Source organism: Solibacillus sp. FSL W7-1324, assembly GCF_038008025.1.
In the GTDB taxonomy this organism is placed as follows: domain Bacteria; phylum Bacillota; class Bacilli; order Bacillales_A; family Planococcaceae; genus Solibacillus.
This window is the reverse complement of record NZ_JBBOYH010000001.1, coordinates 594556-610514: the sequence shown is the minus strand read 5'-3', so window position 1 is coordinate 610514 and position 15959 is coordinate 594556. Positions and strand designations below refer to the sequence as shown.

The window sequence follows — 15959 nt, the reverse complement described above, 5'->3', positions numbered from 1 at the left end:
TTGAGTTTCAATTGCAAATTGCCTTATTTTGGCTGAACAGGACCAATTGCAAATAAAATCTCGCATTCACAAACTAGCTCGCCATCTACTGTTGCAGTACCGCGGCCTTTCCCCATTTGTCCTCGCAATTTCAAAAATGCCACCTCAAGCTTCAACTGATCGCCCGGTACGACTTGACGCTTGAAACGGCAACTATCAATCCCTGTTAAAAATACTAGACGGCCTTTATATTCAGGTGCATTTAATAATGCAACACCGCCAACTTGCGCAAGTGCCTCGACAATGAGGACTCCCGGCATTACTGGATAGCCAGGGAAATGTCCATTAAAGAATTCTTCGTTGATCGATACATTTTTCAATCCAAGTGCGCGCTTTCCTTCTTCGATTTCAAGAATGCGATCAACTAATAGAAATGGATAGCGATGTGGTAATATATTTTGAATTTGCTCTGCGTTTAACATTAAAAAAATCCCCCTTGTTTCCTCTTTAATATTATGTAGATATTCATTTATTTTTATGTATGTTTTGGTAAAGCGCTGCAAATATTGGAGAAAGAGCCTGGAATTTCAGCAGGCTTTTGCTCCAATCCAATTCAGTAAACTAAATTTTTTTGCTTATTCGTTGTAAAGGGATTGCTCGGAAATGGCTTCCCGACAATCCCTCTACTCCTTACCATTTATAATATCGAGAAGATGCTGCCATGTTTCCCACTTTAAAACATCGGATGCTGCGCCGTCCCCTAAAACGCTGTAACCAATAACGAGTCCTACAACTACCGCTACTAAAAATAATAGAATTACGATTATGATTCGTAGCCAGATAGGAATCAGTCGAAGCCGGACCTTACCGACAGGCTGATCTGTCGTCTGCTCCGAAACATTCTTTACGCGACGTCTCGTCTTTTTGGCTGCAGGCTCATTTTGCTCCGTCTGTGTTTCTAACTCATTCGTCATAAAACTTCTCCTTAACAATGTCGCACGTTTAGCGAATACCGTTAATTAACCCAAGCATTTGGTCTGCAATTGTAATCGCACGTGTATTAAATTGATATGAACGCTGTGCTTGAATTAAATTTGTCATCTCTTTAGATACATCTACATTCGACATCTCAAGTGCTCCTTTTTGAATGCCCACTTGACGATTGGCACCTTGCAGATCTGTCAGTACTTGCGCTTGCGTGAAGCCAAGTGCATCCAGATTTTCCGGCAAGCCAATATATGTCCCGCCTTGCAGTTTTTCCATTACGTTTGGTTTTTGCAGTTCAGAAATCCCAAGCTGGAACTTTAGCGGTGTGCCATTTTCATAGTTTGCCACCAATGAACCATCCGAATCCATCGTAAAGCCTGTTACATTATCCGGGAATGTAATTGGCTGTCCATTTGCATCTGCTACTTGATATCCGTCACTATTCACGAGTGAAAGGATGCCAGGTTGAGTCTGTGTTACATAAAAGCTACCGTTACGCGTGTATGCAGTTCGCACGTCGCCTTGATCATTTTGCATTAACACATTAAAATATTGGTTCTTTTTTGTTAAGGCAAAGTCTAAATCGCGGTTTGTTTCCTGCAATGAGCCTTGTGCCTGATTGGATTGGATTAATCCGATCTGTGCACCGGCACCGTAACGAATGCCTACTGGTGTATCACGGACAGTGCGGTCTAATTCGTCATTATTAAATTGCTGATACAGCATTTCCGTAAAATTTGCCTGCTGTGCTTTATAGCCTGTAGTATTGCTGTTTGCGATATTTGTACTGATTGTGTCCAACTGATGCTGTATTTGAGATAATGTATTTGTCGCACTTACCATTGTACGTAACATTTCCCGCACCTCCTTAATTATACGAAAATTCGACAGCTAATGAAAATAATCGCTATAGGAATGAGTTGATTTCCATTCCGATTCGGACGCTTTCCCCGGGCCCGGCTCGAGCCTGTAGTCTCTCCCACGGGCTTGTTCCCGGTGGAGTCGCCTTCTCTTCATTCCAATCAACTCACTTTATTTAATTAACTCGTCCAATTTCATTAACTGCTTTTTCCATACTCTTATCGTATGCCTGCAGTACTTTTTGATTTGCTTCAAATGCGCGGTATGCCGTTAACAGATCTGTCATTGCTTTAGAGGCATCTACGTTGGAGCCTTCTAAATATTGCTGCTGCATCGAAAACTGGACATTTTCCTGTCCATAGGCTGACGGTAGATCGGCGCCATCCAATGTATTAAACAATCCATTATCGCGCTTCACAAGTACGTCCGGGTTTTCAGAAAATGCGACACCTAATGTTCCGACCTGTACATCATTTTCGTCAAAAATCGCCCCGTCTGAACTGATGCGAATATTGTCGTTATCAAATTGCAGACGTTCACCGTTCGCGTCCAATACGAATAGTCCTTGAGGGTTTACCAAATTCCCCTGCCCGTCCAGCGTGAAATTCCCGTTACGTGTATAGCTTTCTGTTCCGGATTCATTTTCTAAGCGGAAGAAAATTTGTCCTGAATTTCCCGATGTTTCGTCAATAGGCATCGAACTGTTGATCAGCGCGATATCTGTATTTAAACCAGTTGAATAAATCTGACCTTGTGCTTGGTTTGGCATTGTTTCCTGCAAATAAACACCCGCATTCACCGCGCCAACCGGATTAAGATTTTTTAATGTAAATCCGTTTTCAGTCGGAATTGTTGTCGAATTTACTGCCGACATCAACATATCCGGAAAAGAACGGATTGTCGTTTGATCTGATTTAAAACCTGGTGTATTGGCATTGGCCATATTATTCGTTAAAATTTCGGTTTTGCGTTGTTGTGCAACCATTCCTGTAGCTACTGTATAAAAACCTTTAAACACTCAATTCACCTCTAATTATGCTGTATTTATCATTTATCGACCAAAAACTGATAATTATAAGTAATATAATTTATTTATTTACCGCGCGATCGATATTGTCCAGCATAATTCCAGTCCCAACTGCCACACAGTCCATTGGGTTTTCTGCAACAAATACAGGTACTTTCAGCTCTTCGATTAACAGCTGATCGATGCCATGAAGTAATGCGCCGCCGCCTGTTAAAATAACGCCCCGATCGATAATGTCGGCCGATAATTCAGGTGGTGTTTTTTCCAGGACATCTTTTGCTGCCTGTACAATCATACTAACCGATTCACGCAATGCATGCTCAATCTCTTCTGAATTGATTTCAATTGTTCTCGGTAATCCCGTAACCATATCACGACCGCGGATTTCCATCGTATCATCGCGTCCACCAGGGAATACTGTACCGATTGTTGTTTTAATATTTTCTGCTGTACGTTCGCCGATCAACAGCTTGTATTGTTTCTTTATGTATTGCAATATATCATTATCGAATACATCTCCGGCAACTTTAATCGATTCGCTCGTTACGATATCACCCATCGATAATACTGCAACATCCGTTGTACCTCCACCGATATCAACGACCATATTACCGCTTGGCTGGAAAATATCCATACCTGCGCCGATTGCTGCCACTTTTGGCTCTTCTTCTAAATAAACTTTTTTACCGCCTGATTTTTCAGCTGCTTCACGAATTGCTTTTTGCTCAACCGAAGTAATATTTGTCGGACAGCAGATTAAAATACGCGGCTTTGATAAGAAACCTTTAACGTCCAATTTATTGATAAAATGTTTTAACATCGCTTCTGTTACATCGAAATCTGCAATTACCCCATCTTTCAATGGACGAATTGCGATAATATTACCTGGTGTACGTCCCACCATTTGACGCGCCTCTTCACCGACTGCCAGTACTTTATTTGTTTTTTTATCGATCGCTACTACAGAAGGCTCATTCAGAACAATTCCTTTGCCCTTTAAATGAATCAGCACATTTGCAGTACCTAAATCAATCCCAATATCTTTAGAAAACATGTTTCTTTATTCTCCTTCCGCCCATTTGAACATGCATACGATTCTATATATGTCTATCTTAGTTATTTTATCATATACAGTGTTGAATTACACCAATATTGTGGGAAGGATTTTCCTTTATAATGGTTTAAAATGGTAAAAATATAAAGTGAAAAGCACTAAAAAAAGCATTTAGTTGTTATAAAAACAGACTAAATGCTTTTTTCTTGTTGCTTTGTAATCCACTTTTTACGTGTTGCTTCACCACCGCGTAAATGGCGAATCGATTTGTTATAGGTTAAAACTTGTTGTACTTGTAGCGCAAGTGGTTCATTCACTTGTTTTAGCCGCTCTGTCAAATCTTTGTGTACAGTACTTTTAGAGAATCCCGTCATTTTCGCGAGTGCACGCACGGTTTCACCTGTCTCTACCAACAGTTCACCCAAACGAACGCAGCGTTGCCGAATATGTTCGTGCACGTCCTCTCCCTCTCTACGTCTAATCTAAAGAGCCTTGCTTCTTAATATTTCACCTTATGTGAGTAGGCTCTTAATTATTCGAAGTAGATTGCAGGATTCGTTGTTAACTTACTAAAAATATATCCGAATTCATCCATTTCGCTAAATAATCAAAAGGATAAATATTTGTTCGGATCCACCAGTACACCATCTTCCATTACTTCAAAGTGTAAATGAACGCCAATGTTTGGATTCCATTCATTTTCTTGTGAAGTAGCCAGCTGATCGCCTTGTGTAACTTGATCACCTTGTTTTACAAGAATATCTGCCACGGAGTTATAACGTGTTTGCATACCATTTGGATGTGTAATTGTAATGCTGTTACCTGTAAATGCATCCATTTTTACTTCTGTCACTTCACCGCTCATTGCAGCAACAACTTCAAAAGGCTCGCTGTTAATTGCGATAGAGACGCCTGTAGATGTCGTGAACACTTGATTAAATACAAGCAATGAGTTTTCTCGTGTCGCTTCATCTTTTGATACGTCATAAAAATCCTGTAAAATCGTTACTTCATTTAAGTATTCTTCTTTGAATGGATACTTCAAAGATTCCGTAACAGTCGCTGTTGTTGGTACAATCGACTGATCGGCCGGTGCAGAAACTTCTTCCATCAATTCCTGCTCGTTCTGACTTTCGTACAATGCATTAAAACTAAAAATAACTGCCACAATCATTACTGCCATACCACCGTATACAGCCGGCCAAAACCACCGTCTTTGCATAACTGGTTTCTGAGAAGGCTTTTGTTTAACTTCTCTCATATTCATCACCTCAAATGGAAGTGTGTACAAGAAATTGGAAAGTTAAACATTATTTTTTACAATAATTTATCGATTTTATTGTTGTCGATGGATAGTAATGAGAAAGGATATCTTCCGCCGTTATTCCCCCCTGTGCCATCGTATTTGCGCCGTGCTGGCTCATACCTACCCCATGCCCGTATCCATAAGTTTTAATCGTTATACCGGTTGCTGACGGTTCCCATGTAAAATTCGTTGAGCGCAAGTTTAAAAGTGTGCGCAGTTCTCTGCCAGACCATGTTTTTTTGTTGATCGTAATTTGCTCGATGCGGTTTGTGTCATTTTGCTGCAGCTTTGCGTTTTGAAGCTGAGCCTTCGAGAAATTCTGTTTAAGTTTTTTATTGATCTCTTCAAATGTATAAGTAGTCTGTTCTTGGTTTAATTGTTCAGGCGAAGTGGTTGCTGTTAAGTAGGGAATCGGATTTCCGCTGTAGTTTTCCGCGGACTCGGTATATTGAAAGGATGATGCATGAAACATGGCTGTAATCAGTTCATCATTGTAGGTAAGAATTTGGTTGGCGGTTTGTTTGACGGCCTCTGTTATTTTTTCTTCATTTTCGGCAAAAGTAGTTTTCCATTTTTCTTCTCGTAATTGCTGATCATTGTAAACTTGATGGGCTGTCGTTGTGAGAATCGGCTTTTTTCCGTAATTGGTCTGCTTCAATACATAAGTTCGGGAGGCAATCGCCTGAGCTTTTAATGCTTCCATATGAAAACTTGCCGGCATTTCCCCTGCAATTACACCAATTAAATAATCTTCAATTGGAACATCAGTATTATTCACTTTAATAAATAAAGGACAAGAAGTAGATTCTGTTTGTTCAATAATGGAGGTTTGTTTCTTAGATTTTAAAGTGAATGGGACTAAAAACAATAGGACGCCAATGATAAAGAAAATGATAATTTTTTTCATGAGACAGTATATGAACACACAGGAAGAATATGAGTTCAATTTGGAGAGAGAATTTCTATTTTTGGCGGAACGGGATTTGGGGAGTAGTTCTACAGTGTGAGATATAAAAGGACTCTACTTTTGAATGGGGTTATTCTACTTTACTAGCGGCAGGTTCTACTTTTGAGGTGGATTGTTCTCCATTACTTGCGGAACTTTCTACTTATAAAGTGCTTCGTTCTCCTTTTGCAGCGCTATGTTCTACTTTCTCCAAAAATCATTCTACAATCCGATCCTAATCCCCAAAAACAAAAAAGCACCCAGAAAGCGTAAATCTCACTTTCTGAATACTTTATATGTTTATATGAATCTAGTTTTTAAACTGTCACAACGATTTCTTGTAATACTTCTTCTTCTAAATCGATGCGTTCAATCATTGCACCTAAAGAAGCTAGTTTTTTGTGGAAATCGACATAGCCGCGGTCTAAATGGTGTAACTTTGTAACACGTGTTACGCCTTCAGATACTAGGCCAGTTAAGATCAGTGCAGCTGCTGCACGTAAATCTGTCGCTGATACTTCGGCACCTTGAAGTTTTTTGCCGCCTTCAATAAATACAGAACGCCCTTCGATCTTTGCATCAGCATTCATGCGACGGAATTCTTCAACATGCATGAAACGGTTTTCGAAAACTGTTTCTGTGATGATACTTGTTCCGTTTGCCGTTAACATTAATGCCATCATTTGTGATTGCATATCTGTCGGGAAACCTGGGTGTGGCATCGTTTTAATATCAACCGCTTTTAACGGGTCATTTGCGCGCACACGGATGCCTTCATCTTCTTCGATAACTTCTACGCCCATTTCACGCATTTTTGCAGTTAGTGCTGTCATATGCTCTGGTACGGCGTTTTCGATTAAAACATCTCCACGAGTAATCGCTGCCGCTACCATAAATGTTCCGGCTTCAATACGGTCTGGAATAATATAATGTTCGCAACCTTTTAATTCTTTAACGCCTTCGATACGGATCGTATCAGTACCGGCACCAATTACACGGCCGCCCATAGCGTTAATAAAGTTTGCCAAATCAACTATTTCAGGCTCTTTCGCTGCATTTTCAATAATCGTCGTCCCTTTTGCTAAAGATGCTGCTGTCATAATGTTTTCAGTAGCCCCAACACTTGGGAAGTCTAAATAGATTTCTGCGCCTTTTAGTTCACCTTTTACTTTAGCTTCGACATAACCATGTCCAAAGGAAATCTCTGCACCCATAGCTTCGAAGCCTTTTAAATGAAGTTCGATTGGACGAGATCCAATTGCACAGCCGCCTGGTAATGCTACGCGTGCATAGCCATTACGTGCCAATAATGAACCCATTACTAAAATGGAAGCACGCATTTTACTTACAAACTCAAATTGAGCTTCACTAGATAGCTTCATAGAGGCATCAATCATCATTTCATTTTTCTCGACATCGTATTCGACAATCGCGTTTAAACTTTTTAACACTTCACCAATCGTACCGACATCTGCTAAGTTTGGTACATCTTTAATCATATTTTTATCTTTAGAAGCTAATAGAGAAGCAGCCAAAATCGGTAATACAGCATTTTTTGCGCCTTCAACGCGTACTGTGCCTTTTAGTGTCTGACCTCCAGTAACAATAATTCTCTCCACAATTCGTCCCTCCGAATTCAATTCTCATATAATAAAGGAATAAGTTCAATTAAACTTAAATTATTTTAAACTTCATTTGACTCAATTTACACACAAAAATATACTACATTTATTAGGGCGGCAATTCAAGCACCCAAATTACTATTTTAAGCTAATTTGTTTAAAAAGGCTATTAAATTATAATACGCAGCGTAACTATTTAGTGTGAATAGACAAATTTTCACATAAAAGTATCTTCCTTTAATAACTACCCAAAACATGTAACTTTGCAAACCTGTAATATTTCCTAGGAAATTTTTATTTCTTGTAGTGGAAAACAAACATTTATTCCCCTTTACAAGAAATAAAACCGCAGCTATTTCCTGTACTAACTAAAAATATAGGGAATCGTTTGCGACCATCTTAAAAAGTTTAAAAAGAAATCCGCTACAATTGAACCAATAACAATACTCGTCAAAATATAAAAGAGCTGAATTTGAAAAGTTTTCCCTTTTTTAAATAATTGTTCGATTCTTAGTCCTTGTAATGCATAAAGGGCAATTCCTATAAATATAATATATGCTAATACATTAACGATTGCTTGTTGGCCAGCCTCGACATATAAATCCATTTTCCCCGCTCCTTTTAAACACCTTACCTCAAATATTGGCGATTTGTGTTTCAGCCAGTTTAACTTCCTGTGTTTTTTTCATGACTATAAAAAAAGCAGGCAGAAAGAATCTGCCCGCTTGTTAAACATTAGATATTACCCTCATGAACATTGATACGATTCATCGCACGTTTTAAAGATAATTCCGCGCGTTGGAAATCGATGTCATCTTGTTTCTTTTGAAGGCGACCTTCAGCACGGGCTAAAGCTTCTTTAGCACGGGCAACATCGATCGAAGAAGCAACTTCTGCAGAAGGAGCTAAAATCGAGATTTTTTCAGGGCGAACTTCAATGAAACCACCGCTAACCGCTGCGACATCTGTAGTGCCGTCTGCTTTTTTAAGCTTCACAGAACCAATTGTAAGTGGAGCAACCATAGGAATATGGCCAGCTAAGACACCAATTTCACCTGAAGTCGTTTTAGCGATTACCATCGTTACTTCTGAATCGTATACTGAGCCGTCGGGAGTGACAATATTGACTGTAACTGTCTTCATATTTTTTCCTCCTCGTCAGCTAATTAGACTTGTACGCCCATTTCTTTAGCTTTCGCTACTACTTCATCAATAGAACCTACTAGACGGAAAGCATCTTCTGGTAAGTGATCCCATTTGCCATCAAGGATTTCCTTGAATGAACGAACAGTTTCTTTAACAGGTACATAAGAACCTTTTTGACCAGTGAATTGCTCCGCTACGTGGAAGTTTTGAGATAAGAAGAACTGGATACGACGAGCACGTTCTACAGTTTGTTTATCTTCATCAGATAACTCATCCATACCTAAGATAGCAATGATATCTTGTAACTCACGGTAACGTTGGATTGTACGTTGAACACCAGTTGCGATTGCATAGTGTTCTGGTCCAACGATTTCTGGTGATAATGCACGAGAAGTCGAAGCTAGTGGGTCTACCGCTGGATAGATACCCATCTCAGATAATTTACGCTCAAGGTTAGTTGTTGCATCTAAGTGGGCGAAAGTTGTAGCCGGAGCCGGGTCAGTATAGTCATCGGCTGGTACATAAATCGCTTGGATCGAAGTTACAGAACCTTTTGTAGTAGATGTGATACGTTCTTGTAATTTACCCATTTCTGTAGCAAGTGTTGGTTGGTAACCTACCGCTGAAGGCATACGACCTAATAGGGCAGAAACCTCAGAACCTGCTTGTGTGAAACGGAAAATGTTGTCGATGAATAAAAGTACATCTGCACCTTGCTCATCACGGAAGAACTCAGCCATTGTTAAACCAGTTAAAGCTACGCGCATACGTGCTCCAGGTGGCTCATTCATTTGACCGAATACCATCGCAGTTTGTTTGATTACGCCTGAATCTGTCATTTCGAAGAATAAGTCGTTACCCTCACGAGTACGCTCACCTACACCCGCGAATACAGAAATACCTGCGTGCTCTTGTGCGATGTTGTTGATTAATTCTTGGATTAATACTGTTTTACCTACACCGGCACCACCGAATAGACCGATTTTACCACCTTTGATGTATGGTGCTAATAAGTCTACTACTTTGATACCTGTTTCAAGGATTTCTACAGTAGTTGATAATTGATCGAAAGTTGGAGCTTCGCGGTGAATAGAATCACGACGAACATCAGCAGGAATTTCTTCACCTAAGTCGATAACTTCACCAAGTACGTTAAATACGCGACCTAATGTAGCTTCACCAACTGGTACTGAGATTGGTGCTCCTGAGTTTGTTACTTCTGCTCCACGTTGTAAACCATCAGTAGATGACATGGCAATTGTACGAACAGAATCGTCACCTAAGTGAAGCGCTACTTCTAATGCAAGAGTAGTCGGTGCTTCGTTAGGACGTTCAATTGTAACTGTTAATGCGTTATAAATGTCTGGTAATTGACCATTAGCAAACTTTACGTCTACTACTGGACCCATTACTTGAAGAACGTGTCCTTTGTTCATTACTTTGTACCCTCCTATCGTATTCTTATACGACGTTGATGAGCGCGCCTATTCTAAGGCTGCAGCTCCACCAACGATTTCTGTAATTTCTTGTGTAATCGCCGCTTGACGTGCACGGTTGTATTGTAGAGAAAGGTCTGCAATAAGATCGTTTGCATTGTCTGTAGCGTTTTTCATTGCTGTCATACGCGCTGAATGTTCACTCGCTTTTCCGTCTAATAAAGCGCCGTAAATTAAGCTTTCCGCATATTGTGGAAGTAATACTTCTAAAATCGCTTCGCCTGATGGCTCAAACTCATAAGAAGCATTGCTTGAAGAAGGTGCAATATCAGTTAAAGGAAGAACTTTTTTCACAGTCACTTCGTTTTGAATTGCAGATACGAAGTGATTGTAGTACATATAAAGTTCATCATACGTACCATCAATGAACATACCAACAGCATTACGAGCGATTTCTTTAATATCGGCAAATGATGGTTGATCAGGTAGAGCAACGACATCTGCGATAACATTGTGTCCACGCTTTACAAAGTAATCACGAACAACACGACCTACTACTAAAACAACGTACTCATCTTTCGACTTGTGACGTTTATCAATAGTGCTTTGTACTTCACGTAAGATGCTTGAGTTGTAAGCACCTGCTAAACCACGGTCAGAACCGATGACTAAGTAAGCTGTTTTCTTAACAGGACGAGTAGTTAACATTGGATGTCCGCTGTCTTTTGTACCTGTTGCGATTGCGCCTACTACGTCCTGGATTTTTTCCATGTATGGAACGTAAGACTTAGCATTTTGCTCTGCACGACGTAACTTTGAAGAAGAAACCATCTGCATCGCTTTCGTAATTTGTTTCGTTGACTTTGTAGAGTTAATACGACCTTTAATTTCGCGTAAGTTTACCACTGGTATTTCACCACCTTTAGATTTTTATCAAGCTCTTATTAAAAAAGAGTTGTCCAGTTTTTCACGCTACAGTAATGTGCGTGAAAAACCGTTCAATTCTTACTCAGATTTAGCGAAAGTCTTTTTGAACGCATTAATTGCTTCAACATACTCTGCGTCTGGAGCAAGTTCTTTAGTTGTACGAACATGATCTAAAACATTTGTGTGGTTTGTATCTAACCAGCTTAAGAATTCGTTTTCGAAACGAACGATGTCTTGTACTGGAATATCATCTAAGTGACCTTTAGTTAATGCATAAAGGATCGCAACTTGTTTTTCAACTTTAAGTGGTTTGTTTAAGTCTTGTTTTAAAACTTCAACAGTACGTTTACCACGCTCTAATTTAGCAAGTGTGATTGCGTCTAAGTCAGAACCGAACTGAGCGAATGACTCTAACTCACGGAATGCTGCTAAGTCAAGACGTAATGTACCAGCTACTTTTTTCATCGCTTTGATTTGAGCAGAACCACCTACACGTGATACTGATAAACCGGCGTTGATCGCTGGACGTACACCAGAGTTGAATAAGTCAGATTGTAAGAAGATTTGACCATCTGTGATTGAGATTACGTTTGTTGGGATATATGCAGAGATATCGCCCGCTTGCGTTTCTACGAATGGAAGCGCTGTAATCGAACCGTTTTTGTATGTTTCGTTTAACTTCGCAGCACGCTCAAGTAGACGGCTGTGTAAGTAGAATACGTCACCAGGGTAAGCTTCACGACCTGGAGGACGGCGTAGAAGAAGTGAAAGTTCACGGTATGCTGATGCTTGTTTAGTTAAGTCATCATACACGATTAATACGTGCTTACCATCTAACATGAATTCTTCTGCCATAGATACACCTGCGAAAGGAGCAAGGTATAGTAATGGAGCTGGTTGTGATGCAGAAGCAGTTACAACGATTGTGTAATCTAATGCACCGTGTTTACGTAAAGTTTCAACAACGTTACGTACAGTTGATTCTTTTTGACCAATTGCAACGTAGATACAGATCATATCTTCGCCTTGTTGGTTTAAGATAGTATCGATCGCTACAGATGTTTTACCAACTTGACGGTCACCGATGATTAACTCACGTTGACCACGACCGATTGGTACTAAAGCGTCGATCGCTTTGATACCTGTTTGTAATGGCTCATGTACTGATTTACGTGCCATTACACCGAAAGCTGGACTTTCGATTGGACGAGATTTTGTTGTGTTGATTGGACCTAATCCATCCACTGGCATACCAAGTGGGTTTACAACACGGCCAATTAGTTCTTCACCAACTGGTACTTCCATAATACGACCTGTACGACGAACCTCATCGCCTTCTTTGATGCCTAGGTAGTCTCCTAAAATTACGATACCAACGTTACCTTCTTCTAGGTTTTGTGCCATACCCATAACACCGTTTGAGAACTCTAAAAGCTCTCCAGCCATGGCGTTGTCGAGGCCATGAGCACGAGCGATACCGTCACCAACAGTGATAACTGTACCTACTTCGCTTACTTTTAATTCCGATTGATAACCTTCAATCTGCTGTTTAATCAGACTGCTGATTTCTTCAGCTTTGATGCCCATGTATGTTCACCTCTCACATTTCTTAAGATTTAGCCAACTAATACTCGTTTTAAGTCCTCTAGCTTAGACGCTACAGTGCTGTCGAAAATGTAGTTGCCGATTTGAACGCGTACGCCACCAATTAATGACGCATCGATAATGTTTGTAATGTTAAGTTGCCCTTTGCCGACTAACTTGCCGAAAGCAGCAGAAATTTCTGCACGTTCGCCATCAGTTAATTCACGCGTAGAGTATACTTTAGCATCTGCAGTGCCTTGAGCGGCAGCTGATAATGCTTGATACTGGTCTGCAACAGCTGTTAATTCGTTAAGACGTTTCTTTTCGATTAGGAATTGAACCATATTAACAACGATTGGCTGTGCACCCGTTAAAATTTGAGCGATAAGCTCTTTCTTACGGTCAGTAGAGATTTTCGGAGCAGTAAGTAATGCCATAAACTCTTCGTTTGTAGTTACTACTGTTTTGATCTCACGTAAATCTGCACCTACTTCAGCAAGAAGGTTTTTGCTTAATGCTAATTCGTAAATTGCTTGAGCATAGCGATTTGCTACAGTCGATTGACTCATTTCGCTTCGCCTGCCTTCGCAATCGTTTCTTTAATTAGTGCGCTATTGTCTGCTTCAGAAATTTCTTTCCCAAGAACTTTAGACGCAGCAAGTACTGATAATGAAACTACTTCTTCACGTACAGCAGCGATTGCTTTTTCTCTTTCTGCTTCGATATCACGAACAGCAGATTCTTTTAGACGGTTCGCTTCAGCGCGTGCAGTTACCACGATTTCTTCGCGAGTTGCTTCGCCTTGCTTTTTAGCGTTCTCAATAATTGATTGCGCTTCAGTGCGAGCTTCTTTAAGAAGGCTCTTTTGTTCTTCTAATAGTGCTTGTGTTTCTTTTTTAGCTTTTTCAGCTGCATCGATACCGCTTGCAACTAACTCTTCACGCTCGCGCATGATACCCATTAAAGGACCCCAAGCGAACTTTTTAAGAAGTGCCATTAAACCTAAGAAAATCACTAACGTCGCAATAGCATCACCTAAGTTAATGCCAGTAGCGCCTGCACCTAGTACAAGATAGTCTAAAAACACGATTGTTTCACTCCCTTCAAGAGCTTGAATAAAATCTATATTTTGTCATACTTTTTGTTCATATTTAATATTAAATAAAAAAGGGTATTTCTTATTTACACAAAACTAATGGCGAAGGGTTTCAAATGAAGTCTACTTCGCCACTGGATTTTAATAATCTTTTTATGAAGACTATTGGTTCATTACGATGAATGCGATTACTACTGCGATGATCGGTAATGCTTCTACTAATGCAACCCCGATGAACATTGTAGTTTGAAGTGCGCCACGTGCTTCTGGTTGACGAGCGATACCTTCTACTGTTTTTGAAACGATTAAACCGTTACCAATACCTGCACCTAGTGCTGCTAAACCGATTGCGATTGCTGCTGCTAATAAACCTACTGAACCTACCATTTGATAATATCCTCCTTGGATGTTGTAATTTTTTTTGGTTCAAATTACCGCACTACATTGAATGCGGGAACTTATAATTAATGGTCTGTACTCACTTTGTGAGCCATGTATACCATCGTTAACATTGTGAAAATGAAAGCTTGGATAAATCCGATGAAAATCGAGAATCCCATCCACGCCATCATTGGTACGATTGCACCGAAGAAACCAAACGCACTTGAAACTGCTAAACCAGTTAGTAACGTTAGTAAAATCTCGCCGGCATAAATGTTACCGTAAAGACGTAGACCTAGAGTTAACGTATTTGCAAACTCTTCAATAACTTTTAACGGGAACATAAACGACATTGGTTGGAAGAATGTTTTAGCATAACCGCCAGTACCTTGCATTTTTACGCCGTAATACTGTGTTAAAACTAGAACCATCGAAGCTAATGTCATTGTAACAACTGGATCGGCTGTTGGTGATTTCCACCATAAATCATGGCCGTACAGAATACCACCCATTGGTAAACCAAGTAAGTTGGACACTGCAATGAACATAATTAATGTAATCCCTAGAATGTGGAAGCGCCCACCAGTTTTCCAGTCCATATTACTCTTAATAATATTTTTCACGAAATCCATAACCCATTCCATGAAGTTCTGCATACCAGTCGGTTTTAACGCAAGTGTACGTGTTGATACAAACGCGATAATAAATACGATGACTGCAGCTACTAAGAGAGTTAGTACTGTAGATAAGTTGAAAGTAAGCGTCATAAAGCCTAAATCCAAATCTAGCTCTGGAGCTGTATGATCCATTTTTGCATTCACCTCTCTTTCAAATGCACCTTAGTGGCTTTTTATATGATGTACTACTCTTTCTACTACTAAAAAGATGTACGGAATCATCAGCCCAATGACCGTGCTTATTAAGTGAAAATATTGTGGCAACGATATTGCGATTGCGACTGCGGCAACACCTGATCCAAAGCGAAGCGCTGTACCGATAGATGCTACTTTTGTCCCTTCACTAATGGAACGGTCAAATTTTTCCATACGTCGAAGTAAAATCCAAAAATTATACGTACCAAAGAACGCACCTAGGGCTATACCAGCAAATATAGAATCATATGGCGAAAATCCCCAGCCTAACGTACAAACAGCAAGCAAAAAAAAGAACGCTTTCTTCTGCATTGCAAAAACGTGATGCAAATTTAGCATTGGCAGTTAATCTCCTGAAACTTTTTTCGAGTAAAGAAAGTGTTCATCGACCATTAAATGAATTTAAAACGTAGTAAATGCACTACAAAATTAGAGGCCGTTACAAGTAGTAAATAATTCCACTTCAGGAAAATCCTATTGTGAACATTCATTTCATACTTCTAAGTGTCTCTTAATCTTCACGGACTTCATCCAGGCGCATAGAACGTTGCAAATTGACGAGTTTCGTTTCAACTGTCAATCTAGTAGAAACTTGATATAACAAGCGTTTCAACGTCTTTTGACTAGGCGAAACTCTTATCATTCTTACCCTTTGTAAGCATACAATAGGGGGTTTTTGATGTCAATTAGTAATGGTGAAAAACTTCACATAGATACATTCCTTGTCAAATTGTT

19 protein-coding genes are annotated in these 15959 nt (G+C 39.8%); all 19 read right to left on the bottom strand.

Annotated elements, in window-relative coordinates; all coding sequences use genetic code 11:
* Positions 1-23: 23 nt before the first annotated feature.
* On the bottom strand, positions 24-461 hold the full coding sequence (gene fabZ / locus MKY71_RS03020) for a 3-hydroxyacyl-ACP dehydratase FabZ (RefSeq protein ID WP_340731542.1): 438 nt from the start codon (positions 459-461) through the stop codon (positions 24-26).
* Between the two features lie 201 nt (positions 462-662).
* A complete protein-coding gene (locus MKY71_RS03015) occupies positions 663-953 on the bottom strand; it encodes a DNA-directed RNA polymerase subunit beta (RefSeq protein WP_339197535.1) in 291 nt (96 codons plus the stop codon).
* A 28-nt stretch (positions 954-981) separates the two neighbouring features.
* Positions 982-1821 carry a flagellar hook-basal body protein gene (locus MKY71_RS03010; RefSeq protein ID WP_339197533.1) on the bottom strand — a complete coding sequence of 280 codons (840 nt, stop codon included), beginning with the start codon at positions 1819-1821 and terminating at the stop codon, positions 982-984.
* 181 nt (positions 1822-2002) lie between these two features.
* Positions 2003-2845, bottom strand: coding sequence for a flagellar hook-basal body protein (locus tag MKY71_RS03005; protein ID WP_339175151.1), 843 nt, complete (start codon positions 2843-2845; stop codon positions 2003-2005).
* Positions 2846-2915: 70 nt separating this feature from the next.
* A complete protein-coding gene (locus tag MKY71_RS03000) occupies positions 2916-3908 on the bottom strand; it encodes a rod shape-determining protein (protein ID WP_340731541.1) in 993 nt (330 codons plus the stop codon).
* Positions 3909-4099: 191 nt separating this feature from the next.
* Positions 4100-4366 carry a sporulation transcriptional regulator SpoIIID gene (locus tag MKY71_RS02995; protein ID WP_008404436.1) on the bottom strand — a complete coding sequence of 89 codons (267 nt, stop codon included), beginning with the start codon at positions 4364-4366 and terminating at the stop codon, positions 4100-4102.
* A 149-nt stretch (positions 4367-4515) separates the two neighbouring features.
* Entirely contained in the window at positions 4516-5169 is a 654-nt protein-coding gene (locus MKY71_RS02990) for a M23 family metallopeptidase (protein ID WP_339175149.1), read from the bottom strand.
* A gap of 49 nt (positions 5170-5218) precedes the next feature.
* Positions 5219-6121 carry a stage II sporulation protein D gene (gene spoIID / locus MKY71_RS02985; RefSeq protein WP_340731540.1) on the bottom strand — a complete coding sequence of 301 codons (903 nt, stop codon included), beginning with the start codon at positions 6119-6121 and terminating at the stop codon, positions 5219-5221.
* 356 nt (positions 6122-6477) lie between these two features.
* Complete coding sequence (murA, locus tag MKY71_RS02980; RefSeq protein WP_251689849.1) at positions 6478-7779, bottom strand: UDP-N-acetylglucosamine 1-carboxyvinyltransferase; 1302 nt, start codon at positions 7777-7779, stop codon at positions 6478-6480.
* A 367-nt stretch (positions 7780-8146) separates the two neighbouring features.
* A complete protein-coding gene (locus MKY71_RS02975; protein WP_339175147.1) occupies positions 8147-8389 on the bottom strand; it encodes a DUF1146 family protein in 243 nt (80 codons plus the stop codon).
* A gap of 128 nt (positions 8390-8517) precedes the next feature.
* Positions 8518-8925: a F0F1 ATP synthase subunit epsilon gene (locus MKY71_RS02970; RefSeq protein ID WP_339175146.1), complete on the bottom strand. Its 408-nt coding sequence runs from the start codon at positions 8923-8925 to the stop codon at positions 8518-8520.
* Positions 8926-8948: 23 nt separating this feature from the next.
* Positions 8949-10364: a F0F1 ATP synthase subunit beta gene (gene atpD / locus MKY71_RS02965; RefSeq protein WP_079524652.1), complete on the bottom strand. Its 1416-nt coding sequence runs from the start codon at positions 10362-10364 to the stop codon at positions 8949-8951.
* A gap of 48 nt (positions 10365-10412) precedes the next feature.
* Positions 10413-11270 (bottom strand): ATP synthase F1 subunit gamma, encoded by an 858-nt coding sequence (gene atpG / locus MKY71_RS02960; RefSeq protein WP_339175144.1) that lies wholly within the window; start codon positions 11268-11270, stop codon positions 10413-10415.
* A gap of 99 nt (positions 11271-11369) precedes the next feature.
* Positions 11370-12878, bottom strand: coding sequence for a F0F1 ATP synthase subunit alpha (atpA, locus tag MKY71_RS02955; RefSeq protein ID WP_339175143.1), 1509 nt, complete (start codon positions 12876-12878; stop codon positions 11370-11372).
* Positions 12879-12907: 29 nt separating this feature from the next.
* Positions 12908-13444: a F0F1 ATP synthase subunit delta gene (locus MKY71_RS02950; protein ID WP_079524649.1), complete on the bottom strand. Its 537-nt coding sequence runs from the start codon at positions 13442-13444 to the stop codon at positions 12908-12910.
* Entirely contained in the window at positions 13441-13962 is a 522-nt protein-coding gene (gene atpF, locus MKY71_RS02945) for a F0F1 ATP synthase subunit B (RefSeq protein ID WP_339175142.1), read from the bottom strand. Before atpF ends, MKY71_RS02950 begins: the two co-directional genes overlap by 4 nt.
* Before the next feature lie 171 nt (positions 13963-14133).
* Entirely contained in the window at positions 14134-14358 is a 225-nt protein-coding gene (atpE, locus tag MKY71_RS02940) for a F0F1 ATP synthase subunit C (RefSeq protein WP_008404451.1), read from the bottom strand.
* A gap of 77 nt (positions 14359-14435) precedes the next feature.
* A complete protein-coding gene (gene atpB / locus MKY71_RS02935; RefSeq protein ID WP_339175141.1) occupies positions 14436-15161 on the bottom strand; it encodes a F0F1 ATP synthase subunit A in 726 nt (241 codons plus the stop codon).
* A 30-nt stretch (positions 15162-15191) separates the two neighbouring features.
* The gene (locus MKY71_RS02930; protein WP_251689854.1) at positions 15192-15563 is read right to left on the bottom strand and encodes an ATP synthase subunit I; all 372 of its coding nucleotides are present in this window, start codon (positions 15561-15563) and stop codon (positions 15192-15194) included.
* Between the last annotated feature and the right edge of the window lie 396 nt (positions 15564-15959).